Below are 23,467 nucleotides of genomic sequence, written 5' to 3'. Positions count from 1 at the left end.
GGAATGCCGCCAGTCCATCTTCTCAGTCTCTCCCATTTATCGGTTATTCAAAACCGAATGTTAAGGGCTTTGAGCAAAAAATGTATGCCCTTTCAATTTATACGAAGCAGCCTGCTAAAAGTTTCAATTGTCCATCTTTATGGGCAACGAGAATTTTCTCTTTTATAAGTTGTCCCCTTAGCTCAGAAAAGGGCCTGACGGCGCGCTTTTTTTCAACACGTATCATAAGTTAATCAAGGTCCTTTTTTAAATTGCAATGGACGTGTAGGCGGTTTGAAGGATTAGTGCTGCTCATGCGGCAAGCGGCCATCTGTTTCTGAGCTAAGGGGATAACCGCCCAAAGCGAAAGGAGACTGCAACCTTTTTGAAACAGGCATCGTTTATAGGATTAGAACGCGTTCAACAACTAAAGGAGATTGATTCTAATGAAGAAACGTATCGCAACAGCATCTATTTCTGCTGCCGTGGCTCTATCGGTAGCGCTGACAGGTCAGGCTTTCGCAGCAAGTTCATTTAAGGATATCGCAACCTCCCCGCAAAAGGCACAAATTGAGACGCTGCAAGGGCTCGGCATTGTAAATGGCGTATCGCAATCGCTGTTCCAGCCGGAAGAAAACTTAACAAATGCACAAGGTATTTCACTTATTGTGAAGACAACGCAAATTAGCCTTGCCGCCATTTCATTTAATAAAGCTCCAGAAGCAGAAGGCATCTTTGATCATGTGAAAAATAATGCTTGGTACGCGGACAGCTTCATCATTGCGCACTACAACGAGCTCGACATTCCGGCTAATATTGATCCGAATGCGCCAATGACGCGCGAGCAATTCACGCATTACCTCGTACAGGCGCTGGAAAAGACCGGCCAATATCCGTTGATCAAAATGTACATCGTTATTTCGGATGAGAGCGACATTGCGACTGAATATCAAGGCACCATACAACGCGCTTTGCTGTACAAGCTTACTGCCTTGGATGAGAAAGGTGAATTCCATCCGCAGCAAGTTTTAAACCGTGCTGAATCCACCGCCATGCTGTACAATGCGCATCAATTCATTAAAGAGCACAATGAGCAGCTCGAAGCTGAGACGGGTGACCAGTCTCTTGAAGAGCAAGGGGTAAAGCCAGCACAGTAAGAAGCGTTTAGAAACGACACAATGAGCCTCCAATCCGCTGTAAGAAGTGGGCTGGAGGTTTTTTTGCTGTGTTTATGCCATGAAAACGCTATTTTATTGATGGATTTTTCCGTTCAGGCCTAAACGCGTGCTTGTTTGCATATACAGGAAGATGCTAGACTAAAGTTATAGGGAATTTATCTGAATAACTCCGGCTTTTTCAACATAAAAAATCACGATGCATCTATAGATAAAGGCAGGACGATCTCGAACCTGGAGGTGTACATTCATGAGCCTGATTCAAAAAGCGATTGATTACGCAGCGGTGCTGCATGGGAATCAACTTCGCAAAGGGTCAAATATTCCTTATATTTCACATCCGTTCGGTGTGGGTATGATATTAATGGAGGCTGGTTGCCAAGCGGAGTGGGTTGCTGCGGGCATTTTGCATGATACGCTCGAAGATACGGAGGCGACGGAGGAAGCGCTGCTTGAACGTTTTGGCCCGGAAGTGACGCGTATTGTCGTTGGCTGTACAGAGCCCGACAAATCCTTATCTTGGGAAGAGCGGAAGCAATATAAACTGGATTATTTGAAAAAGGCGCCGCTCGATATCAAAACGGTAGCCTGCGCGGATAAGCTTCATAATATGGGCTCGACGCTTGCTGCTTATGAGCGGGAGGGCGAGAAGGTATGGGAACGCTTCAACCGCGGCAGAAAGCAGCAGGAATGGTATTACAAGGCGGTGGCAGATAGCCTCGGCCATGAAGGCAGCTTTCCGCTGCTGGATGTTTTAAATCAAAAAATTGAGGCGATGTTTGGTCAAAGGGAAAGCGGGGACAGGTCATTATGACATTGATTAACCAACTGGTGAGCGGAGACGATTTTACCGGATTTTATTTACTCAGAGAGCTGGAAGTGAAGCAGACAAACGGGGCAACGCCGAAAGATTATTTTGACATCGTATTATGCGATGCCAGCGGCCAGCTATCCGCTAAATATTGGGATGTATCAAGTGCGGATAAGGAATCCTTTTTCCCAATGGGGCTGGTGAAAATTCAAGGCAACGCCCACACCTACCGGGAGAAGCTGCAAATCAAAATTTCGCGCATGCGCAAGGTTACGGAAGAGGACGGGGTAGCGCTGACGGATTTCATCCGCTCCGCGCCGGTTCGTCCAGTCGACCTCGTGCATACGATTAAGCAGGTAACCGCCAGCATTGCCGATCAGGAAATTCGGACCATCGTCACGTATTGCGTGGATAAGGTCGAGGACAGACTGATGCATTATCCGGCTGCGAAAACGCATCATCATGCGTATTTTGCCGGGCTTGCTTATCATATTGTGCGGATGCTGGAAATTGGCGCTTTTATTTGCAAGCAGCGTCCATTCCTGAATGCCGATTTGATCAAGGCAGGCATTGTGCTGCATGATATTGCCAAGCCTGAGGAGATGGTCGCCCAGCTCGGCATCGTTTCCGAATACAGCCTGTCTGGCAAGCTGATGGGACATATTTCGCTCGCGTCCAACTGGATTACGGAAGCAGCTATTCGCTGCGATATTGATTTGGAATCGGAAAAGGTGCTCGGCTTGCAGCATTTGGTGCTTTCCCATCACAATTTGGGCGAATGGGGCAGTCCGGTTCAGCCTCAGACAGCTGAAGCGGTTGCATTGCATCATATTGATGCCATGGATGCCAAGCTGCAAATGGTCGAGGATGCTCTGGATACGACGCCAGATACGGAACCATGGACCCCATTTATTCGCGGGCTAGAAAATAAGCCTATCTACCGGATGAAGCTGTAAATCTACTTAAATCAATAGGCAACAAACATATCTATAAAAATTTGAGGTGACAATAACGGGTAAGCAGGCTCACGCTTGCTAGGCCCGTACAATACCAATGGCAGAAATCATACAAACGCCGATCAAGCAGTGTGCGTACTGTAACGAAGACAAGCCGCTTGGCGATTTTTTGCGCCGTACCGGCCGGCGCTCGGGTCCTGACTCGCGGCGCGGCGCCTGCCGCTCCTGCAGGAAAGAAAGGGCGAGCTCGCAGGCCGCGCCAGTAGCTGTTGTGGAGGCGCCAGTTGTACAAGCAGGCGCCGCAGATGAGTCTAGGCCGGAAGCGGCGTCTGCTGGCGTCCTGAAGAAGTCCCGCAGGAAACGCGGCGGGAGGAGAAGGCGGGCGAAGGCTGCAGCGGCAGTAGCCGCCGCAGCGGAGCAAGCCGCGAAGGAGACGGGCGGCAGGGAAGCTGCGAAAGCCAGCGCAGCCGCCCCGAAAGCTGGTGCCCAGCCGCTGGTAACGGATTCAGCGGCGGTGGCGGTGGCGCAGGAGTTCAGCGCGGCGAGCAGGCCAGGCGCCTTACGCAAGCCGGAGAAGAAGGCGCCGCGAGTGAAGACAGCTGCCCGCTTGCCGAAGCAGCGTCCTCTGCCGAAGCCGTCGAATCATTCGCCGACAGACCCAACCTATTTGCGTCCTTCCGGGCAAGGCACGGTATGGATGAGAGGCAAGACCGACAAGGGCAGGCAGTGGTATCAGGAAATTGAACTGGAGCTGGCCGTTATACTCGTTAACGAGCATGCCGCTGTTGTCGTGAATCGCCGGACGATTCGCAGGCTATTCAGCAATAAAGATTTTCGTAAATATATTTTAACGCGGGATAATTATACTTGCTTCTTCTGCAAGCAGTATGGGGATACGATCGACCATATGCTTCCGCGCGCCAAGGGCGGCCATACGACGCCAGACAATTGCGTTTGTGCTTGTCATGTATGCAACCAGTCGAAGGCAGACAAAAATCTTGAGGATTTTATGCGGGAAGTGTAGCTCCCGCATACGAAAAGCGCCAACATACGAGCGGGCAGCAATCGCTGCGCGGTATGTTGGCGCTTATTTGTGAGTATGGAAGAGTTGGAAGTGGAGATAGAGCTGGAGCTGGAGCCAGCCTCTACAAGTTTAATGCGTTGACAAGCTGGATGGAGGCATTGTAGTAGCTTTCGTTCCAGCTATAGTTGTACATGCTGTCCTCGTAGCTCAGCATGCCAATTATAAAAAGTAAAAACAGCAGCAAGCTGAGGAATAAGCTAATGGCTCCGCAAATGAGGCCGGCAATCGCCATGCCGCGTCCTTGCTCGCGCGTTTTGGGAATTTGATTCAGCGAAACGATACCCATTACGATCGCGACAATGCCGAGCAGTATACCAATGAATGGAATAAAGGATGTAATGCCGCAAACGAGCGCGGCAATTGCAGCACCATTCGTCTTCTGCACAGGTGGCTGGAATGGTGGCTGAAATGGCGCATGGTTTTGATAGTTATGCCCATTGTTATAGTCGTTCAAGGGTGGTTCCTCCTAAGCTTGGAAATATGATGAAATCAGGGTTTCCATCATTATACGTCTCTTTTTGCCCGAAGGCTATACATTACTTGGCAATGAGTGGGACAAAACGGGCTTATCGAACGATTATTCTGGCTCAATGTCTGCCTTCGCTGCTCCATATCTTGCGAGCGCAAGGGAGGACGCCTCCCGCATGCGGCGCTGCAAATAATCACCTTGGGTCACTTTAATCCGCTTGCCGAGAAAGCGGATTTTCGACAACACATATTCGGCTTCATTGTTAGGAAATGTCAGCTTGATCGTATAACGATTAAGCTGGTCATCGTAGGAGACAGCTTTCTCAAAGCAGGAAAAAGCATACAAAATCCGCGACAGCTCCGCATTATACATTTCCACAACCTGAATGATGGCGGAAGTGCTGCGTTTAGCGAGCAGTGCCTGGGTGGAGGCGGTAAGCTGTATATAACGCTCGGGCAGGCAAGGTACATCTTCAATAGCGAGAATCGTTTGCAGCTTCGTGCTCATTAGTGACCTGTGGCGCTGATGGTACCAGAGCAAATACCATTCTTTTTTTACCATGGAATATTCCAGCTTATAGGGCAAACCGAATTGGTGATTGTTCTGTCTGCCGTTTTTGATCATATAGCTTAGCTTGATCTGGTTGCGCTGCATAATCGAGCGTCTAAGCTGGCGCAGCAGCGGATGGTACACTTGCAGCTCTTTGCTGGCGGCTTTCTGAATGAGCGGTCCGGCGGTTTCCATCACGCTGTCCTGCTCAAGCAGGCTTTGGAGCTTCGCGAGTGTTCCAGGCGCAAAAGCCTGCACCGCTTCAGGATGCTGCAGCATCGCCTTGAGCCAGCTTCGTTCATTCCCGGTCACCATAAAGGTGCCGGAGTCTTCAAGTCGGGACATGAGCTGATAGTTGAAAATTTTCTCAAACGGATTCATAGTAGCCAGCAATCTCCTTCCATTCGTCAATCATCTCTTTGCGCAAATGGAGCGGCTCCAGCACCTCACAGCTTGAGCCGAAGCTGCGCAGCCAAGGCCTTATTTCGAATGTGCCGTTCACTTCGATCTCATATAAGAAAGAATCTGCCCCAGCCTCCTCGCTAATGCGTCCCCACTGGCCCTGCAGCAACACGCGTTCCTTAATGAAGTTTTGCGGTGCTCCTACAGGATGGAAGAAACGGGCACGCACCGTAACGGTTCTTCCCGTATCAATGAGCCAGCTTTGCGCCGTGCGTGCTTCCAGCTGCGCCAGATGCTGCTCAAATTGCTCCTGCGGCACTGCTTCGCCCTCCTGAATTTGCGTCATGCCTTCCATCCTGTATTTCACAATGACTTTGTCCGCGCGGAAACCGAGCAAATACCAGCGTCCATACTGGTGGTCATATACGACTTTAATCGGTATGGTAACCTCCTCCTTGCCCGTTGTATCGCGCTCGAACAATGGGTTGGTGTTTCGGGAGGCGTAGCTGGTTTCCTTTTTCGGTGAAAAATACAGAAATTTCACCTTGCGGCGTTCGCGAATGGCCGCCAGCAGGCTAAATAAATGGGCTTCATCCAGCAGGCGGGAGTAGAAGTGGTATTTATATAAAAAAGCGTCCAGCGTTGCTGCGCTCTCCTGCGTGCGCAGCAAATGCTTCTTCAAGCTGTCGCGAAGCATATAGCCCTGCACGGAAGGGACATGCGTATTCGCCATGACATCGGCAAAATCGTATAAATCCAGCAGCTCATCCTCCGTCAGCTCCTGCACCAGCTCGTTTGCCAAGCGGTAGCGGTACGGGCGAGGCCCCGGCTCTTTGCGGATGACGCCGACCTCCTCCAAATATTTCAAATCGCTGCGAATCGTTTTTTCATCCGGTGGCGCCAGCTCAGCGGGTATATTGTCGCAGCAGGCGTCCATCAACTCCATGGCAGTTAGTGCACGACCGCTTTGCAGCGCTTCCAGCAGCAGCGAAATACGCTTGCTTTCGGTCTCCTTCAGCGACTTGGCGCGGAATAGAAAAAGCAGCATATGATCGGCGGAATCGAAATAGCTATAGCGAACCGTCTCGGCAAATTCCTTGCCTTGTTCCTCGGGAAGCTGCTGGTAGACGGCGTTTACAATTTCTTTGAGCTTTTTAATCGTTTTGTCAAATGTATGAATGGAGATGCCGAGCCGATCTGCGAATTGCTGCCGATTGTAGGCCCCGCTCGTCAAGACAAGCATGCGCAGAAACTGAATCTCTTTATCGAAGCTTTCTTTAGCCACCTGTGTTCCCCTGCCTTCCAGCTTACTCTCGCTATCTATTGTTTTATTCTATGGAGGATTAGTAGCGTTGTCAAAAAAGACCATAGGCGCGAATATTCGTTATATTTTTCCTGCTCGTAATACTTTCGCCATGTTCGTGGGAGGGATTTTAAGGCAAAATCAGATACATAAGGAAGGCCACGGAGCGTCAACGACGCGATCAGGATGAAGGAGGAACAGCAATGACTAACACAATGAAAATGATTCAGCTTAAAGGAACCAATCACCGCGAGCTCAGCCTTCCGAGCGGAAAGCTGCATGTGTATGCAAATGATGAAGTATTTGCAGCACTTGAGCCTAATGCCTATACGATGGCGGACAACAATCTGCGCATCCCGCGCAATCAATATATGAGCTATACGCCAGATGCGCACATCGGAGTAGGAACATGCATTGGCACAACAGCGGTGTGGAATATGAAGGACGGCTTTATCTCGCCGTCGATAGTCGGCTCAGATATTGGCTGCGGGATGCGTGTTCACACAACGCCGCTGCATAAGCGAGATATTCAAGATAAAGAGGTACGCCGAGCACTGATTAGTGCGATTGAAAAATACGTGCCAACCCATGAGCGGACGAATACGAATTATGAGGATATCGATATTAAGAGCGTTGTGCAGCATGGGCTTAAAGGGCTGCCAGACAAATATGTGCCGAATGAGCAATGGCTGACACATGTAGAGCAATCGGCATTCGCCTTTGATCATAAAGCATTGGAGCATTTGCCGCCGCGTATTAAGCGCAGTGCCCACGGGCAGCTTGGATCGCTCGGCAACGGGAACCATTTTATTGAGCTTCAATATTTGGACATCAACGAGGAATACAGCGAATTGGCGAAAAAATGGGGCTTGTTCGACGGCCAGGTCGTCGTCATGATTCATTCCGGTTCGCGTGCATGGGGCGCAATGGTTGGCCGAGAACACAACAAAGTGATTAAAGAAGCGATGAATCAGTGGGGGATTAGTAGCCCCGATCCGAATTTGGTGTATGCTCCGATTGCAAGCTATGAAGGGCAAATGTATTTGAACCTGATGTATTCGGCGCTGAACTTTGCCGTCAGCAACCGCCATATGATTGCTTTTGGCGTCCAGCAAGCGTTCAGGGATGTTTTTGGCCCTGAGATGCAGCTGCCTGTGCTGTATGATCTCATGCATAATTACGCGCTGAAGGAGTTTCACCGCAAGCAGCCGATGCTTGTTCACCGGAAGGGCGCGACGCGCGCGCTGCCGCCGAACCATTTTCTAAATACGCCTGCTTATAAGGAGACGGGGCATCCTGCCCTCATTCCAGGCTCGATGGGAACGGCATCCTATATTATGGTCGGCAAGGATGAGGGCTTAAAAAACTTTTATTCCATCTGCCATGGAGCAGGCCGCGCCAGATCGAGACGGGCGACAAAGCAGCTGGTCACCGTAGATCAATTCGAGCAATCGCTGCGCGTCGGAAGCGACGATGAGATTTTGGTCAACCACCGCTCGCTGCAAGACATTCTCGATGAATGCCCGCAAGCCTACAAGGATGTGGATCAAATTATCGACAGTGTGGTCGGCGCATCGCTTGCCGCTGTCGTTGCCAAATGCCAGCCGATGGCTGCCATTAAAGGCACTTAACACTGCTATTTAAGATAACTTCAATAATAGATTGGGTTGCTAGCTTATGGCTTTGCCATGGCATGGATTTCAATATGATCCAGCAGTACGGGCGTACGCTGTACGCTTGTGTGCTGCAAAGTGCATGAAGCTTCAGCCTCACAAGCTTTAGATCGGGTTCGAATCCCAACCGTTTTGATACGGAGCATTGGAGCAGCTGTAGCTATGCTATAGCACACATCAACTCCCTTCCAAGGAGCGAAAAAATTAGGGACTCTTGCAGCAGGAATGCTCATGCCGGACTGTACGGCGGCGCTGCGGCACGGCTATGCAATCGGTGGATACCGAGCAGGGAAAGTGGGTATATTTTGCGGATGGCAAAGCGAAGGATCGGCCGGTTGAAGTTGAACGGGACTGTATGCTTCGCAGAGCACCGCGTAAATTGCCGCGCCTGACGATGCTCTTAAGCCTGATTCCGCTTTATCCGTAGGAAGCATTCCTGATTGTAAGAATCAACCAACCAAATGATCAACTAACCTGAATGAGGTGACTTTATATGACGACTAAAATTAAAAATCCATTGATTATACAGGATGATGAGCGCGTACTGCTGTTCCGTAAAGGTGGCTACGTCAAGCTTTTGCAGCCAGGCAAATACCGCTTGTCCGCATGGCGCGAGGAAACGGCTATCGTGCTGAATGTGACGAAGCGTTTTCAAATTCCAGGCAAGGATGCCGAGCTGTTTCTGCAGGATCAGGAGCTGCTCGCCCAGCTGACAATCGTTGAGGTGCAGGATTATGAATATGTGCTGCACTATGTGGACGGCAAGTTTAGTGCCCTGCTGACGGCGGGCAAGCATATTTTCTGGAATGTGCTGAAAAAGCACACGTTTGTTCATGCGGACATCCGCCAGCCTGAGATTGGCAAGGACATTAATCTCGCGATTATGTCGAAGCTAAATGGCTACTACCAGTGCGTGGAGGTAGCGAATTATGAGACGGCGGCGCTGTTTTACAACAATGTCATGCAGCACGAGCTGGCGCCGGGCAAATATTATTTTTGGAATGGCCCGACGACGGTGCTCGTCCGCAAAACGGATCTCCGCCAGCAGCAGCTTGATCTGACTGGTCAAGAAATGATGACAGAAGACAAAGTAACGCTGCGGCTTAACTTCGTCTGCCAATACAAAATCACCGATCCGCTTAAAGTGCTGATGATCAAATCGTTTGAGGATCAGGTGTATATTGCGCTGCAGCTGATTTTGCGGGAGTATGTCGGTACGCTGCGCCTCGATGACCTGCTGAAGATGAAGCAGGAAATTGCCGCTTTCGTGCTGTCACGCTTGAATGAGAAAGGTGATGATTACGGCGTCCAGTTTTTGTCCGCTGGCGTGAAGGATATTATTTTGCCGGGCGATATTAAGGATATTATGAACACGGTGCTCATTGCGGAGAAGAAGGCGCAAGCCAATCTCATTACCCGCCGCGAGGAGACGGCTTCGACCCGCAGCTTGCTGAACACGGCGAAGCTGATGGATGAGAATGTGACGCTGTACCGTCTCAAGGAGCTTGAATTCATGGAAAAAATTTGCGAGAAAATCGGCACGATTTCGCTGTCCAGCGGCGGCAATATGCTGGAGCAGCTTAATTCGCTGCTGAGCGCAAAGCATGAGTGAAAGGGCGAAATCTAATACTAATCGATAGAAGGGAATAGCGATGTAGATAAATAACGCTCTCCGCTGTCTGGAAGCACAACGACGATGGTTTTGCCTACGTTGCTTGGTCGGTTGGCAATTTGTGCTGCTGCATATGCAGCAGCGCCGGAGGAGATTCCGGCCAGCAGGCCCTCGGTTCGTGCAAGCTGTCGTGCAGTTGCAAACGCATCTTCTTTTTTAACTTTGAAAATTTCATCGACATATTGACTGTGGAAGTTGTCTGGAATAAATCCGGCGCCAAGTCCCTGAATAGCATGTCTGCCCGGCTTGCCTCCAGAAAGTACTGGCGAATCGTAGGGCTCGATCGCAATAATTTGCACAGCGGGCTTACGTTCCTTCAAGAGTCTCCCTACGCCAGATATGGTACCGCCTGTTCCTACACCAGCTATGAAAATATCAACTTCACCGTCCGTATCGCGCCAAATTTCTTCTGCGGTCGTGCTGCGATGAATTTCCGGATTGGCCGGATTATTGAACTGCTGGGGGATAAAAGAATTTGGGGTCTCGGCAGCAAGCTGCTCGGCCCGTCTAATAGCGCCCGTCATGCCTTCCGCTTCCGGTGTTAAAATCAGCTCGGCACCGAGCGCAAGCAGCAGCTTGCGCCGTTCAATGCTAAACGTTTCAGGAAGGGTAATAATTAACTTATAGCCAAGAGCTGCAGCAGCAAAAGCTAGTCCGATTCCGGTGTTGCCGCTCGTAGGCTCGATAATGACCGAGTTTTTATGAATGAGACCTTTTTCCTCAGCGTCTTTAATCATTGCAAAGCCTATCCGGTCTTTTATGCTTCCAGCTGGATTTAAATACTCCAGTTTTGCTATCACAGTTGCTTGCAAGTTTTGCGAGTTTCCATAATTGACAAGCTCAAGCAGCGGCGTATTTCCAATTAGTTCGGTTAAATTTTTATGAATATTAGCCAATTTTTATCCTCCTGTTTAGTTTAATCCAACTGTTTAACTATGAATTAAACAGTACTAAATAATCAAACGATTTGCAAGGCAGCAGTATCCATCGTAAATTAGTTAAAAATGGGTTGACAAATGCTGGGGACGCAAGTAAGATAAACGAAATAACTTGAAGGGAGGCCGAAACAAATGTCCATAAATATGATGATTATCCCACAAACCAATTTCATATCTATCGTCCATGCGGGTCGGCCTCAGCGGAACCAACTGCTGTAAGTCGAAGGATTATAGGTCAGCTGTGCGCTGTCTATACCGACTTGCAATAGCTCTATTCACTTAAGAAGCTATGGACGATGCTCGAATGTCCGTGGCTTCTTTTTTGTTGCCAAAAAACAAAGGAGGGCTTCGGATGAGCGATTATAAAGCTAAAATAGCAGCCGAGCTGCGCAAAATAGAAGTGGAGGAACGCGTGCGTATTGTGTATGCCTGTGAGTCAGGCAGCCGCGCATGGGGCTTCCCGTCGAAGGACAGTGATTACGATGTAAGATTTATTTATGTACGGGAGACGAATTGGTATTTATCGATTTTTGAGCAGCGCGATGTGATTGAACGCCCGATTAGCGACATGCTCGATATTAACGGCTGGGATTTGAAAAAAGCGCTGAATTTATTCCGCAAATCGAACCCGCCGCTGCTGGAATGGCTGCAATCGCCGATCAACTATTTGGAGGAGACGACGGTTGCGGAGCAAATTCGCGAGGCTGCTCCGGCGAGCTTCTCGCCGCGCTCCAGCATCTATCATTACCTGCATATGGCGAAAGGGAACTTTCGTGAGTATTTGCAGGGCGACCAAGTAAAAATTAAAAAATATTTCTACGTGCTGCGCCCAGTGCTCGCCTGCCAATGGATTGAGGAACGTGGCGGCGTACCGCCCTTGTCCTTTGAGGAGCTGGTGCATGAACTGCTGCCGGAATCGTTGCTTAAGCGTGAGGTGCTGACGCTGCTTGAACGCAAGAAAGCGGGCATCGAGCTGGATTTGGAGCCGAAAATCGGCGTTATAAACGATTTTCTCGCTAGGCGAATCGCCTATTACGAGGAAGTGGCAAAGCAAGCGCCAGCTCCGGGGCAGAAGCAGGATCAAGCGATGGATGAACTATTTCGCTCGGCACTCCGAGAAGTATGGGGGCCGGGCGCGGAATAGGGCGACAGGTAAGGCGGCAGGGCGCAGCCGCAGCATAGGAAACGAGGAAATTTAGATTATGTTACAAAACTATTATCAACAAGTGAAGCTGCCTTCGGGGCAGGTGCATGTATATGCGGGGCCAGAGCTGTTCGCGGCGCTGGATTATAAGGTTTTTGAGCTGGCAAACAACAATTTACAAATACCGAATCAAGTTTATATGGGTTACACGCCTGACGTTCATGTTGGCGTTGGTACGTGCATTGGAACGACTGCGGTATGGAATATGGAGGACGGCTACGTCTCGCCTTCGATTGTCGGCAGCGATATTGGCTGCGGCATGCGGGTTCATTTGACCAATTTACACAAGGATGAATTGAAGGATGTGAAGCTGCGCCGCAAGCTGGTGAAGGCGATTGAGAAATATTTGCCGATGGAAGAGCATGGGCGGGGCCATTTTTCAGATATTCGCTTAGAGCATGTTGTGAAAAAAGGATTGCATGGTTTGCCGAAAAAATATATTCCGGACGCTTATACACCGCGCAAAGCGACTTCGCTGACGCATGTGGAAAGCAGCAAATTTTATGTGGAGGGCGGTGCGCTGGACTTGTTCCCAGAACGGGTATGGCATCGCTCGCATAGGCAGCTGGGAACGCTCGGCGGCGGCAATCATTTTGCTGAAATTCAGGCGATTGAAATTCCTGAGGAAAACCGCGAAATCGCGGAAGCCTGGGGCTTGAGCGACGGTCAGGTCGTCATTATGATTCATTCCGGCTCGCGCGCATGGGGCGGCTCGGTGAGCCAATATTGCAGCAGCAATATGACTAAAATGATGAAAGCCGAAGGGCTTGGCACCGCCGATCCAAAGCTGGTGTTCGCGCCGCTTGCGCATGAGCTTGGCAAAGATTACGTTGAGCTTATGTATTCCGCTCTCAATTATGCGGTCGTCAACCGCCATTTGATCGCTTATGCGATTCGTGAAGCGGGCAAGGATGTTTTTGGCAGCAAATTTGAGATGTCTACGCTGTATGATCTCATGCACAATTATGCGTGGGAGGAAGAGCATGAGGGGCATTCGTATTTTGTTCATCGCAAAGGGGCGACAAGAGCGCTCCCCGCGCAGCACCCGGATAACCCAGAACCATACAGGGAAACCGGGCATCCGGCGCTTATTCCCGGCTCGATGGGCTCCTCCTCCTACATTATGGTGGGCAAGCCGGGAGGCCGCGACAATTATCACTCCATCTGCCATGGAGCTGGACGCATCCGCTCGCGGAGTGCGAGCAAACGACTCATTACAGTTGAAGAGTTTGCCGCATCGATGCGTGTAGGGCTGGAGGATGAAATTGTTCTCAACCAGCGCTCGCTGGAGTCGATGGTCGATGAGTCGCCACAGGCGTACAAGGATGTTGATCAAATTATTGAGAGTGTCGTTGGTGCTGGACTGGCCGAGGTTGTGGCCAAATGCAAGCCGCTGGCTACGATTAAGGGGGCTTAAGCGATGTTGACGGATAAACGGGAAAAAAGCCTCAGCAAAATGATGACCAAAATTTTGCGGCATGCGCCAGAAAAGTTTGGCATTCTGCTCGATGAAGCGGATGGCTCCTGCTTGCTAAGCGAGCTGCTGGCTGCCATTAACCGGCAGCCGGATTGGAGCAGCATAACGGAAGCGCATATCCGTTATGTTGTGGAGCGATCATCTAAGCAGCGCTTTGAGCTTGCAGACGGGCGCATTCGCGCCCGTTATGGGCATAGCGTGCAAAAGGTCAGTTATCCGGCAGCGGTGCCGCCGGAGATTCTGTATCACGGCACAAACGAAGCGGTAGTGGCGGCGATTTTGCGCGAAGGCATTCAAGCGATGGGCCGCCAGTATTGCCATCTGTCGGAGGGGCTGGATTTTGCAGCCCTCGCGGGCAGCCGCAAAGGCAAGCTGGTGATTTTGGAAGTGGATACGCAGCTTGCTGCGGAGCATGGCATTATTTTTTATTATGCAGGCCATGAGGTTTGGCTGGCGGAGGAGATTCCGGCGGAATGCTGCAGCGTTATAGCTTACAAAATTTAATGAAAATGAGCGCATCGTTCCGCAGGAACAAGCGCTCATTTTCTCATTTAAGGCACGGTTTTCATATTGCTGGATATGGATTCGGGCGTACGCGTCTAAAGGAAACATCTTGATGAGGTTGACCTCATTAAGATGTTTCTTTTGTCTATATTGTGCTATTCGATGACTTGAAAATCAAGGAAAACAGTATGAAAGCGCTTTACAATTAGTGGTGAGGGGCGTATGGAAACCTTTCTTCAAATGTACGGTTGTGGGTATAACCAATTATGAGAGGAGGTGAGGCGGGAAGTCTATCATTTGCTCGATGATTAGTAGTGATGTATCAACGAACAGGTAAGGCGATCAGAAAATGAATAGGGAGGTAATACTGAAAATGAAAAAAATAGTAGCTATTATCGTAAGTATTGCAGTCGCAATTACTCCTGTAATCGCTCCAACTACAGTGGTACATGCAAGCTACGGCGCTCCGGCTGGGTGGCGAAACCTTCCAGACTATTATGTATTCAAAGATACTTATCATGGCTGGTCCGGGAGCAGTGGCGGATTGGTAACGGTAAACGGCGCTTTGCCTGTTGACTCGCAAGAAACCTATGATAATTTACCTTCATTGAAGTTAAGTGTTACAAACCAGGTAGATTGGATGGAGTCCATTCTTGTAATGGCTGAATGGGCAAATCATGATATTCACAATTATGTTCCGAACGGATACCTGGAGTTTTATGTAAAAGGCAAGGATGGCGGGGAACAATTTAAAATCGGCGGCGATGACCATGTCGAAAGACGTGCATCGGGTGTTGAACATAGAGTATTAAAACCGATAACGGATTACGTTGCGGTTACGACGGAGTGGCAGCATGTAAAGATCCCCTTAAAGGATATTTACAATGACTCATCGGTTGACCTGGACGAATACAATGCAAAGGCTATTCATCTGAACAAAGTAAACAATGAGCCATTTACAGTATGGTTAAACCAAATCAAATTAACTTCTCCTGATAAGGAAGCGGGATTTTCGGCTATAAAGGTAAATCAGGTGGGATTCCGGAATTCCTCCGAAAAATATGCCAATGTTTCCGGCTTTGAGGATGAACTCACTGCCGATGTTGGAACGCCCTTCCAGGTAAGGAGAGCTGCTGATGACACAGTTGCCTATAGTGGGCAATTGGTCCTCGTTAAGAATTATGACATTGATTCCGGAGAAAGGGTTTTAAAAGCTGTATTTACGGACCTTGAAGCATCAGGTGATTATTACATTACTGTAAGTGCAGTAGGTATAGAAGAGTCTCCTACCTTTAAAATAGGAGATGACGTATATAAGCCTCTATTAGTCGATGCGGCAAGATATTATTACTATCAACGTTCAGGAACTGCACTTGAACCAGCGTACACTCCGGACTTCCCAAGGGCAGATATAACGCCTATGGATACGGCTGCACCTTTTGAATCCAATTCTGCGATTACAAAAGACGTATCGAAAGGATGGTTTGACGCCGGCGATAAAGGAAAATATGTAAGTGCCGGAGCGGGTACGGTTATGACTCTATTATGGTCGCATGATTTATTTCCAGATTCTTATACAGATAATCAGTTTAATATTCCTGAAAGCGGAAACGGGATTCCTGATATCCTTGATGAAGCCAGATGGGAGCTGGAATGGATTTTAAACATGCAGGACTCTAATAGCGGCGGTTTTTACGCAAAAGTCGAGTCAATGGATAATGATAATAATACGAGGGCTATTAGGGATAAAAGAGATAATGTCACCAATATAAGGCCGACCAATGATACGGCTTGGGCCGCAGCTGCTTTAGCTCATGCTTCAATGGTTTATGCAGAGTACGATTCAGCGTTTGCTGCTCAATGTTTAGAGGCTGCCAAGAGTGCGTGGTTGTACCTCGAACAGAATCCCAATAATATTAAAGGTCCATCAGGAGCTTATGATACGGACTCCGATAAGGACTCGAGGCTTGTGGCTGCCGCAGCTTTGTATAGAGTTACCAGTGCTGCAAAGTATAACGATTATTTCGTGAATAACTATTCACAAAGTGAGGATAGATTTGTGAATCCGCAAGGAGATTGGGTCGGCAGCTGGCATTACGCATTTTTCCATTACATGGAATCTGATAACCGCAACATGAATGCTGTGGACTGGTATGAAGAAAAGTTTACAATTTGGTTAAACAAAGAAATCAATAGATATCAAAACAATGCTTGGAATAACACGATATATGAAGGCAATTATTACTGGGGCAGTAACAACATGATACTCGGTACGGCTACAGAAGCCCTGATTGGTTCCAGCCTTCTTGGAATGAATAACGAAACCATTAACAATATGGCGCTTTCCGCATTAAACTATATTCTTGGCGTTAATCCATTGAGAAAGAGCTTTGTAACGGGACATGGTGAGGACAGTCTTCAAACCGTATACGCGATAATGAACAATGACCCTAGACCAGGAGTACCTAAGGGGTTTATGCCGTTAGGGGCTAATAAGTACAACAATCCGGGTATTTCCATTTTCCCTGCCAAAAACTTTATGGATTGCGCTGTCGAGTGGACTACCAATGAGCACGCTGTTGGTTCGACGGCCAATCTAGTGTTTATCAGTGCGTTTGCAAACAGTGATCTAACTACACCTTGATCTGACAGTCAGCATTAAGCGATTATGGGGCTCATCCCTCAATCATCATTAGATGACTGGGGGATGAGCCCCTTTATTCGATTAGCATATTGATAAGTATATTTAGACACTCCGTCTATAGGTCTTAGGCGGAAGTCCATACACTTTGTTAAACAGGCGGGTAAAATAATTGCTGTCGTTAAATCCACATTCATATGAAATTTCTGTAATGGAAAGCTGCGTACGCTTCAACAACGTGCATGCTCGTTCTAAACGGAGTCGTTGCAAATAGAAGATTGGAGTCGTTTGATAATAGGAGCGAAAGATGCGGTTCAAATGTCTGACCGAAATATTCGATCTAGCAGCGATTTCTTCCAGTGTAAGCGGATCGAGATAGTGATCTTCCATATAGGAGATGGCATTCGCCAAATGCATCAGATTGCTGTCAGTGCCCATCTCCTGATGGTTATACTGTCTGGACAAATAGACTGCGAGCTCCATAAATCGGGCAATCAACATCGTCTGATACCCTTGAAGCTTGCCGTTGTATTCATTAATCATAACGGAGATAAGAAGCGAGACATATTCCAGACTGGGAATTGGCAATCTGAGGCTGCTCTTATACGAGTGAATATTGCGGTAAAACGGTTCCAAAACGAAAAGCGACTGAAAACCGTTGGAAGTTCTTAGATCTAGACCGGCCGATAGCAGCATTTCTGGGCGGTACATAATATTGCAAATTCTAAAATCATGAGGTTCTTTGTAAGCATGAGAGGTTGCGCCGCTTATGACAAATACATTTCCCTTCTTAATAAAGAAGGTCTCATGATTGACGATGTGCGTAGCGTTTCCATTCAGGACAATGACAAGCTCGGAGAAGTCGATGTGCTTATGCAGCTCCAGGTCATCGTCGTGTCCGCCATAATGAATAAAGAAAGGGAAATCCTTATCAAGTGTAAACCACTCTAAGTAGGTATCACTCAAATACTCCCTCCTCTTCCAATAATAACGTATTTGATGTCTATATTATGCTATTCTATGACCTGAAAATCAAGGTTCTATGTTAAAGCGTGCTATATGATCTGATAAGAGAAACATGGAATGAGGAGAGTGATTTAAGTATGCCTCATACACAGCGACTGTCATGATGTTATGGATGAGCTGGCAGTTCCATACCGCCTGCAGCAAGAAGCTATATTTTAAGAAGGGGGAAATGGCGTGCAATTCGATTCTGTAAAAATCATCTCGCCTGCGAAAAAAAGTAAGCGGTTACGCAAGCCAGTCAAGCATGGCAGCTATCGGTTGTTTTTTATGGCTTTGCCGTTCCTGATTTTAGCCTTTTTATTTTCTTATTTGCCTTTGTATGGCTGGATTTATGCATTTTACGATTATAGTCCGGCTCTAGGCATTTCCCAGTCGCCTTATGTTGGATTCAAATGGTTCACCACAATGGTTTCGAATGAAATGCAGCGTGCGGAAGTGCTGCGTGTCCTGCGTAACACCTTTGGGATGAACATATTAGGTCTAATGACTTCGGTATTTCCGGTCATCTTCGCCCTCTTCTTGGTGGAGATCAAATCAACCTGGTACAAAAAAATGGTTCAGATTTTAACCACGCTGCCCAATTTTATCAGTTGGGTGCTCGTCTATGCTTTTGTGTTCATGCTTTTCTCCACTCAGAGCGGCTTTGTCAATCAAGTGCTGATGAATTTAGGATGGATTTCGGAGCCGATCAATTATTTGGCCTCAGACAGTCATATATGGATCAAAATGACATTGTTGGGCTTGTGGAAAGGGCTGGGCTGGGGGGCGATCTTGTACATCGCAGCCATTGCCGGAATCGATCAGGAATTGTACGAAGCAGCCAAAGTGGATGGGGCAGGAAGGTTCAGATTGATGCGGCATGTGACCGTACCAGGGCTGATACCGACCTTTTTCGTTTTGCTGCTGCTGTCCATCGCCGGGTTCATCAGCGCAGGCTTCGAGCAATTTTATGTGTTTCAGAATGCGGTCAACGCGAATGATATCGAAGTGCTGGATTTGTACGTCTACAATATCGGAATCGCGAACTCCAGTTTCTCTTATTCAACGGCGGTAAGCATCCTGAAATCGTTGGTCAGCGTTGTCTTGCTTTTCATTGCAAACCGGTTATCAAAGATGATCCGGGGAGAAACGATCATTTAATTCACAGTCGCCAGGAAAGGAGAACCAACTATGGCCTCGTGGGAAAAATCCCGATTCAGTTTGTTTTCAATTCTGAACTACACCATGTTCGGATTGTTTACGCTGCTATGTATATTTCCGTTCTACTATTTGTTTATCAACACGATTAGCGACAATGATCTAAGCAGCAGGGGGCTGATCTTGTTCTATCCGGAAGGGATACATTTTCAAAATTACTTGAAAGTGTTTCATGTTCAGGGCCTTAAGCTAGCTCTGCTTGTATCGGTGGGCCGGACCATTCTGGGGACCATATTGACCGTAGCGGCATCTGCCTTTCTCGGTTATCTATTCACACGGAGCGAGATGTGGGGACGCAAGTTTTGGTACCGCTTTCTTATCCTGACGATGTACTTCAATGCAGGGATTATCCCTTGGTTTATAACGATGAAAAATTTAGGACTGATGAATAATTTTTGGGCGTACATCATTCCAGGAATAGTCGTGCCGTTCAACATTATCCTGGTGAAAACGTTTATCGAATCGACGCCGATCGCGCTTCAGGAATCGGCTCAAATCGACGGTGCAGGTTATATAACCATTTTCTATAAGATTGTCATGCCTTTGATAACTCCGATTCTGGCGACGTTAGCGATATTTACGGCTGTTGGGCAATGGAACAGCTTTACCGATACGCTGTTTCTCGTTAATGATTCCAAGCTGTTCACGCTGCAGTTCATTTTGTATCGATATTTGAATGAGGCGAATTCACTTGCGGAAATGATGAGGAACGCTACGGTTGGCCAGGTCAACCTTTCTCAAATGCCGACTCCGATGACCATCCAGACGACCGTTACGATTATCGTCGTTGCGCCAATCCTGCTCGTCTATCCTTTCTTCCAGCGTTTTTTTGTTAAAGGCATCATGATCGGCGCAGTAAAGGGTTGACCTTTTTTTGAAATGCGAAGAGAAGGATCAAGGGATATAAAAATACAAATCTGAGGTGAAATGAAATGTTCGCAAAAAGAAAAAGGTGGGCTTTCGTGATGTGTGTATGGAGTGCTGTTCTTGCTTTATCAGCATGCACCGGCAACAGCAATGGAGGGAATACACCATCTGGTACGTCTAGCGTAACGGACAGTTCAAGCGGCGAACAGCTGCCCGAATTAACGATTAACGTTCTCTCTCAGCTTACTAGCTATGCTGGACCGCAAGAGGGTTGGTTCGCTAAGGTCGTCAAGGACAAGTTCAATATCAAGCTGAATATCCAGAACAGCACGGGTGAGGTAGTTGCTTCAAGGATGGCTTCGGGCGACTTGGGTGATCTTGTTGTGTGGGGTAACAATAGCAAAGAATATACGGATGCCATTAAAGGAGGCCTGCTGCTGGACTGGAACAAGGACGGTTTGCTGGAGAAGTACGGAAATAATATGAAAGAGAACGCAGGTCAAGCGATTGAAGCAAATAGGAAGCAGTTCGGCGACGGCAAGCACGTTTACGGCATTGGCCACTCTGTCGGTTCCGGTGAAGGCTCGTCCGAAAGCAATAAGCTGACGTTTGGTCCGAGTATCCGTTGGGATCTGTATCAGAAGCTTGGCAGTCCGAAAATAACCAAGATGGAGGATTACTTGCCCCTCCTGAAGCAGATGCAGGAGCTGGAGCCAAAGAGCGACTCCGGCAGGAAAACGTACGGATTTTCACTCTGGTCGGAATGGGACGGCAATTCGATGAATCTAGGGAACATCGGGGCTTACTACGGCTACATCAATGGCGATGGCTTCAACCCGAGCGATATGATCCTGACATCTGTGTCGGAGCAAAAATACCAGGGTCTTATCGACGACAGCAGCTATTACATGGAAGGTCTGGCGTTCTATTATAAAGCCAATCAGATGGGCCTGCTTGATCCGGACTCGGTGACGCAGAAATTCGGGGACGTTTCCAACAAGCTCAAAGATGGCCAATTTTTCTTTACTCCGTTTACATGGATGGACGATACGTACAATACCCCGAATCATCTTTCAACAGGCAAGGGCTTGATGCCCGTGCCGTTCTCGGAAGAGAAGGCGGTTACGTTCGGCTATACGCCGTATGGCGGCGAACGTGTTTGGTCGATCGGCGCAAAAGCGAAAGACCCGGCTCGCATTATGATGTTCCTTGACTGGTTGTACTCACCTGAAGGCATTATGACGGTGAACAATGGCCCGAAGGGCCTTGCTTGGGATATCAAGGACGGCAAAGCTTACGTGACCGATTACGGCTGGGGGGCATTCCCGTCTAATGAAACGCCGGTTCCGGAGGAATACGGCGGAGGCAACTTCAATTCGGGTGTGTCTAAGATCAATAACACCACAATATCGAGCATGATGATCAACCCTGAAACCGGTGAGCCGTATAACCGCGAAATGTGGTCGTCGTCGCTCGGCCATAACCCGAATCAGGTCGATTTGAGCTGGCGCGATGCGATGGGGGTAAGCACGCAGAAGGAATACTACACCAATAACAATATGGTCGCTATAAAGAAACAGACTTTTACAGGCGAAGCCCCGATTCAGCTTCCTACCGACATTCAACAAAAGCAGAACGAAGTCGGCAAGGTAATCAAAGAATACTCCTGGAAGATGGTTATCGCGAAGAACGACACCGAATTCAACAAACTGAAGCAGCAAATGCTGGAGAAGGCCAAAGGTCTTGGTTACGACGAAGTTGTCGCTTGGCAAATCGAGCAAACGAAGAAGACGGTTTGGGCGCAGAATCCGTAATCGCAATGACTAAACAGCTTAACTTTACAAATGAGTAGGAGTGCAGCGTCGTGCAATATACCAATCCGGTCATTTCCGGCTTCCATCCCGACCCGAGCATTTGCCGGGTCGGTGAGGATTACTATCTGGTAACCAGTTCATTTGAATATTTTCCTGGTATCCCTATTTTTCACAGCAGGGATCTTGTCCATTGGCGCCAGATCGGACACTGTCTCACGTCCGAGCGACAACTGCCGCTTGCAAACGCCTGGAGCTCGGGCGGAATCTTCGCTCCGACAATCCGCCACCATGAAGGTTGGTTTTACATGACAACGACGAACGTAAGCGGGATGGGTAACTTCTTTGTTCGAAGCCTTCAACCTGTCGGACCATGGTCAGACCCCATTCGCGTTGCTCAGGGCGGTATTGATCCTTCTCTATTGTTCGACAATGACGGGACAGTTTATTTCCAATCTACATGTACGGGCGATCAGGGAGATGGCATCTATCAATGTGAGATTGATATTGCGACCGGTCGAATGTTGACGGAGAGCCGCTTGCTCTGGAAGGGAACGGGCGGAGCACACCCGGAAGCGCCCCATCTTTACAATATCAACGGACTCTATTATTTGCTCATTGCCGAAGGTGGGACTGAATTTGGCCATATGGTGACAATCGCGAGAAGCAGCGCTCCTTACGGTCCTTATGATTCATGCCCTCATAATCCGATCTTGTCTCACAGAAGTATGAACAGCACCATACAAGCAACCGGGCATGCGGATTTGGTACAAGCGGAGGACGGCAGCTGGTGGGCGGTTTTTCTGGGCATCAGGCCCGTCTCCTATCCCAAACGGCATCATCTGGGAAGAGAGACGTTTTTGGCGCCCGTAACCTGGACGGATGACGGCTGGCCGATCATCGGCAATGGCGGACGCGTTGAGACGATCATGGATTGTCCGGCGTTTATAGGAAATCCATGGCCGCTTCAGAAGATCAGGGATGATTTTGAGGAAACGACGATTGGTTTGGACTGGACATTCCTTCGAAATCCGGAGCCCGGCAGCTGGTCGCTCTACGAAAATCCAGGGTATCTTACGCTGCGGGGAACGAAGGTTTCTCTTGATACTGCCGGCGCACCCGCCTTCGTGGGCCGTCGTCTGCGCCATATGTCATGCAAAATCTCCGCTTTGCTGCATTTCGAACCGAAACATGAAGGAGAGGAAGCCGGACTAACCGTGTTTATGAATGAGAGGTATCATTACGATCTGGCCGTGAAGCTCAAAGAGGGACGAAAGATTATTGTATTCCGGCGAAGCGTTGGTTCGATGAAAACAGAATGCGAGCTAGACTGCGCATGGGGATCGGTCGTGCTGATGATTGAGTCCCAGCCGGAATGGTTTGTGTTCTCCTTTCAGCAAGAGCAATCTCGCGTTGAATTAGGATCAGGAGAAACGCATCTGCTTTCTACGGAGGTGGCGGGCGGGTTTACGGGAATATTCATTGCGATGTATGCCGTTTGTGAAACGGAGCACAGTTCCCCGGCACTTTTTGATTGGTTCGATTATGCGCCAACCTAAAATTCATATTGGAGAAGCAAAGCGGGTCAGGCGAATACACAGCCTTGACCCGTTTTTTTAACTATCCAATAAGCTAATAGGGCTCCGTTAAATCTACTCTCCTAATAGGTTAGGACTCTTGCAACTTTTACCAAAATATAACGTCTATTCTTTTATGGAAAAAATTGAAT

At 48.5% G+C, this 23,467-nt stretch carries 20 protein-coding genes; 15 read left to right on the top strand and 5 right to left on the bottom strand.

The genetic code is table 11. The features are described from left to right. Positions 1–425: 425 nt before the first annotated feature. The 4 genes from ACSR9A_RS29680 to ACSR9A_RS29665 all read left to right on the top strand — a co-directional run bounded on the left by ACSR9A_RS29680 (position 426) and on the right by ACSR9A_RS29665 (position 3,945). Entirely contained in the window at positions 426–1,136 is a 711-nt protein-coding gene (locus ACSR9A_RS29680; RefSeq protein ID WP_473762030.1) for an S-layer homology domain-containing protein, read from the top strand. Positions 1,137–1,404: 268 nt separating this feature from the next. Then, the gene (locus tag ACSR9A_RS29675; protein WP_341281634.1) at positions 1,405–1,968 is read left to right on the top strand and encodes an HD domain-containing protein; all 564 of its coding nucleotides are present in this window, start codon (positions 1,405–1,407) and stop codon (positions 1,966–1,968) included. Further along, positions 1,965–2,921 carry a 3'-5' exoribonuclease YhaM family protein gene (locus ACSR9A_RS29670; protein WP_473762028.1) on the top strand — a complete coding sequence of 319 codons (957 nt, stop codon included), beginning with the start codon at positions 1,965–1,967 and terminating at the stop codon, positions 2,919–2,921. The genes ACSR9A_RS29675 and ACSR9A_RS29670 overlap by 4 nt, the downstream gene beginning before the upstream one ends. A gap of 97 nt (positions 2,922–3,018) precedes the next feature. Further along, entirely contained in the window at positions 3,019–3,945 is a 927-nt protein-coding gene (locus ACSR9A_RS29665) for an HNH endonuclease (RefSeq protein ID WP_473762025.1), read from the top strand. A gap of 121 nt (positions 3,946–4,066) precedes the next feature. Here the strand turns inward: ACSR9A_RS29665 and ACSR9A_RS29660 are convergent, their stop codons facing one another. From ACSR9A_RS29660 to ACSR9A_RS29650, 3 genes are all read right to left on the bottom strand, one after another. Then, positions 4,067–4,459 (bottom strand): DUF4190 domain-containing protein, encoded by a 393-nt coding sequence (locus ACSR9A_RS29660; protein ID WP_341281637.1) that lies wholly within the window; start codon positions 4,457–4,459, stop codon positions 4,067–4,069. A 123-nt stretch (positions 4,460–4,582) separates the two neighbouring features. Next, positions 4,583–5,404: a WYL domain-containing protein gene (locus tag ACSR9A_RS29655; RefSeq protein WP_473762022.1), complete on the bottom strand. Its 822-nt coding sequence runs from the start codon at positions 5,402–5,404 to the stop codon at positions 4,583–4,585. Continuing rightward, on the bottom strand, positions 5,391–6,710 hold the full coding sequence (locus tag ACSR9A_RS29650; protein ID WP_473762020.1) for a helix-turn-helix transcriptional regulator: 1,320 nt from the start codon (positions 6,708–6,710) through the stop codon (positions 5,391–5,393). The genes ACSR9A_RS29655 and ACSR9A_RS29650 overlap by 14 nt, the downstream gene beginning before the upstream one ends. Before the next feature lie 221 nt (positions 6,711–6,931). On the opposite strand from ACSR9A_RS29650, the gene ACSR9A_RS29645 reads away from it, so the two are divergent. The 3 genes from ACSR9A_RS29645 (at position 6,932) to ACSR9A_RS29635 (ending at position 10,013) form a co-directional block, all read left to right on the top strand. Further along, the gene (locus ACSR9A_RS29645; protein ID WP_473762018.1) at positions 6,932–8,359 is read left to right on the top strand and encodes an RtcB family protein; all 1,428 of its coding nucleotides are present in this window, start codon (positions 6,932–6,934) and stop codon (positions 8,357–8,359) included. Positions 8,360–8,666: 307 nt separating this feature from the next. Further along, a complete protein-coding gene (locus tag ACSR9A_RS29640; RefSeq protein WP_473762015.1) occupies positions 8,667–8,828 on the top strand; it encodes a hypothetical protein in 162 nt (53 codons plus the stop codon). Between the two features lie 66 nt (positions 8,829–8,894). Beyond that, complete coding sequence (locus ACSR9A_RS29635) at positions 8,895–10,013, top strand: slipin family protein (protein WP_473762013.1); 1,119 nt, start codon at positions 8,895–8,897, stop codon at positions 10,011–10,013. A 17-nt stretch (positions 10,014–10,030) separates the two neighbouring features. Here ACSR9A_RS29635 and cysK read toward each other — a convergent pair whose 3' ends face one another. Then, a complete protein-coding gene (cysK, locus tag ACSR9A_RS29630) occupies positions 10,031–10,969 on the bottom strand; it encodes a cysteine synthase A (RefSeq protein WP_473762010.1) in 939 nt (312 codons plus the stop codon). Positions 10,970–11,363: 394 nt separating this feature from the next. Between cysK and ACSR9A_RS29625 the strand changes: the two genes are divergently transcribed. From ACSR9A_RS29625 to ACSR9A_RS29610, 4 genes are all read left to right on the top strand, one after another. Next, positions 11,364–12,155 (top strand): nucleotidyltransferase domain-containing protein, encoded by a 792-nt coding sequence (locus ACSR9A_RS29625; protein ID WP_473762008.1) that lies wholly within the window; start codon positions 11,364–11,366, stop codon positions 12,153–12,155. Between the two features lie 58 nt (positions 12,156–12,213). Further along, complete coding sequence (locus ACSR9A_RS29620) at positions 12,214–13,632, top strand: RtcB family protein (protein ID WP_473762005.1); 1,419 nt, start codon at positions 12,214–12,216, stop codon at positions 13,630–13,632. Between the two features lie 3 nt (positions 13,633–13,635). Continuing rightward, complete coding sequence (locus ACSR9A_RS29615; protein ID WP_473762003.1) at positions 13,636–14,196, top strand: RNA 2'-phosphotransferase; 561 nt, start codon at positions 13,636–13,638, stop codon at positions 14,194–14,196. Positions 14,197–14,569: 373 nt separating this feature from the next. Beyond that, a complete protein-coding gene (locus ACSR9A_RS29610; protein WP_473762001.1) occupies positions 14,570–16,840 on the top strand; it encodes a glycoside hydrolase family 9 protein in 2,271 nt (756 codons plus the stop codon). A 102-nt stretch (positions 16,841–16,942) separates the two neighbouring features. Here the strand turns inward: ACSR9A_RS29610 and ACSR9A_RS29605 are convergent, their stop codons facing one another. After that, a complete protein-coding gene (locus ACSR9A_RS29605) occupies positions 16,943–17,803 on the bottom strand; it encodes a helix-turn-helix domain-containing protein (RefSeq protein ID WP_473761998.1) in 861 nt (286 codons plus the stop codon). Positions 17,804–18,037: 234 nt separating this feature from the next. On the opposite strand from ACSR9A_RS29605, the gene ACSR9A_RS29600 reads away from it, so the two are divergent. The 4 genes from ACSR9A_RS29600 (at position 18,038) to ACSR9A_RS29585 (ending at position 23,297) form a co-directional block, all read left to right on the top strand. Then, complete coding sequence (locus ACSR9A_RS29600) at positions 18,038–19,003, top strand: ABC transporter permease (RefSeq protein WP_473761996.1); 966 nt, start codon at positions 18,038–18,040, stop codon at positions 19,001–19,003. 30 nt (positions 19,004–19,033) lie between these two features. After that, positions 19,034–19,927 carry a carbohydrate ABC transporter permease gene (locus ACSR9A_RS29595; RefSeq protein ID WP_473761994.1) on the top strand — a complete coding sequence of 298 codons (894 nt, stop codon included), beginning with the start codon at positions 19,034–19,036 and terminating at the stop codon, positions 19,925–19,927. 98 nt (positions 19,928–20,025) lie between these two features. Beyond that, positions 20,026–21,741 carry a type 2 periplasmic-binding domain-containing protein gene (locus ACSR9A_RS29590; protein WP_473761992.1) on the top strand — a complete coding sequence of 572 codons (1,716 nt, stop codon included), beginning with the start codon at positions 20,026–20,028 and terminating at the stop codon, positions 21,739–21,741. A gap of 50 nt (positions 21,742–21,791) precedes the next feature. Continuing rightward, complete coding sequence (locus ACSR9A_RS29585; RefSeq protein WP_473761989.1) at positions 21,792–23,297, top strand: glycoside hydrolase family 43 protein; 1,506 nt, start codon at positions 21,792–21,794, stop codon at positions 23,295–23,297. The last annotated feature ends 170 nt before the right edge of the window (positions 23,298–23,467 follow it).

This window comes from Paenibacillus sp. R-74696, assembly GCF_055814915.1.
The sequence above is the reverse complement of the archived record's forward strand: the minus strand, read 5'-3'. Positions and strand labels throughout refer to the sequence as shown.

What these genes read in the sequence shown, in the direction of transcription:
- ACSR9A_RS29680 (WP_473762030.1), top strand. Translation starts at nt 426, where the DNA reads ATGAAGAAACGTATCGCAACAGCATCTATTTCTGCTGCCGTGGCTCTA.
- ACSR9A_RS29675 (WP_341281634.1), top strand. Translation starts at nt 1,405, where the DNA reads ATGAGCCTGATTCAAAAAGCGATTGATTACGCAGCGGTGCTGCATGGG.
- ACSR9A_RS29670 (WP_473762028.1), top strand. Translation starts at nt 1,965, where the DNA reads ATGACATTGATTAACCAACTGGTGAGCGGAGACGATTTTACCGGATTT.
- ACSR9A_RS29665 (WP_473762025.1), top strand. Translation starts at nt 3,019, where the DNA reads ATGGCAGAAATCATACAAACGCCGATCAAGCAGTGTGCGTACTGTAAC.
- ACSR9A_RS29655 (WP_473762022.1), bottom strand. Translation starts at nt 5,404, where the DNA reads ATGAATCCGTTTGAGAAAATTTTCAACTATCAGCTCATGTCCCGACTT.
- ACSR9A_RS29645 (WP_473762018.1), top strand. Translation starts at nt 6,932, where the DNA reads ATGACTAACACAATGAAAATGATTCAGCTTAAAGGAACCAATCACCGC.
- ACSR9A_RS29640 (WP_473762015.1), top strand. Translation starts at nt 8,667, where the DNA reads ATGCAATCGGTGGATACCGAGCAGGGAAAGTGGGTATATTTTGCGGAT.
- ACSR9A_RS29635 (WP_473762013.1), top strand. Translation starts at nt 8,895, where the DNA reads ATGACGACTAAAATTAAAAATCCATTGATTATACAGGATGATGAGCGC.
- ACSR9A_RS29625 (WP_473762008.1), top strand. Translation starts at nt 11,364, where the DNA reads ATGAGCGATTATAAAGCTAAAATAGCAGCCGAGCTGCGCAAAATAGAA.
- ACSR9A_RS29620 (WP_473762005.1), top strand. Translation starts at nt 12,214, where the DNA reads ATGTTACAAAACTATTATCAACAAGTGAAGCTGCCTTCGGGGCAGGTG.
- ACSR9A_RS29615 (WP_473762003.1), top strand. Translation starts at nt 13,636, where the DNA reads ATGTTGACGGATAAACGGGAAAAAAGCCTCAGCAAAATGATGACCAAA.
- ACSR9A_RS29610 (WP_473762001.1), top strand. Translation starts at nt 14,570, where the DNA reads ATGAAAAAAATAGTAGCTATTATCGTAAGTATTGCAGTCGCAATTACT.
- ACSR9A_RS29595 (WP_473761994.1), top strand. Translation starts at nt 19,034, where the DNA reads ATGGCCTCGTGGGAAAAATCCCGATTCAGTTTGTTTTCAATTCTGAAC.
- ACSR9A_RS29590 (WP_473761992.1), top strand. Translation starts at nt 20,026, where the DNA reads ATGTGTGTATGGAGTGCTGTTCTTGCTTTATCAGCATGCACCGGCAAC.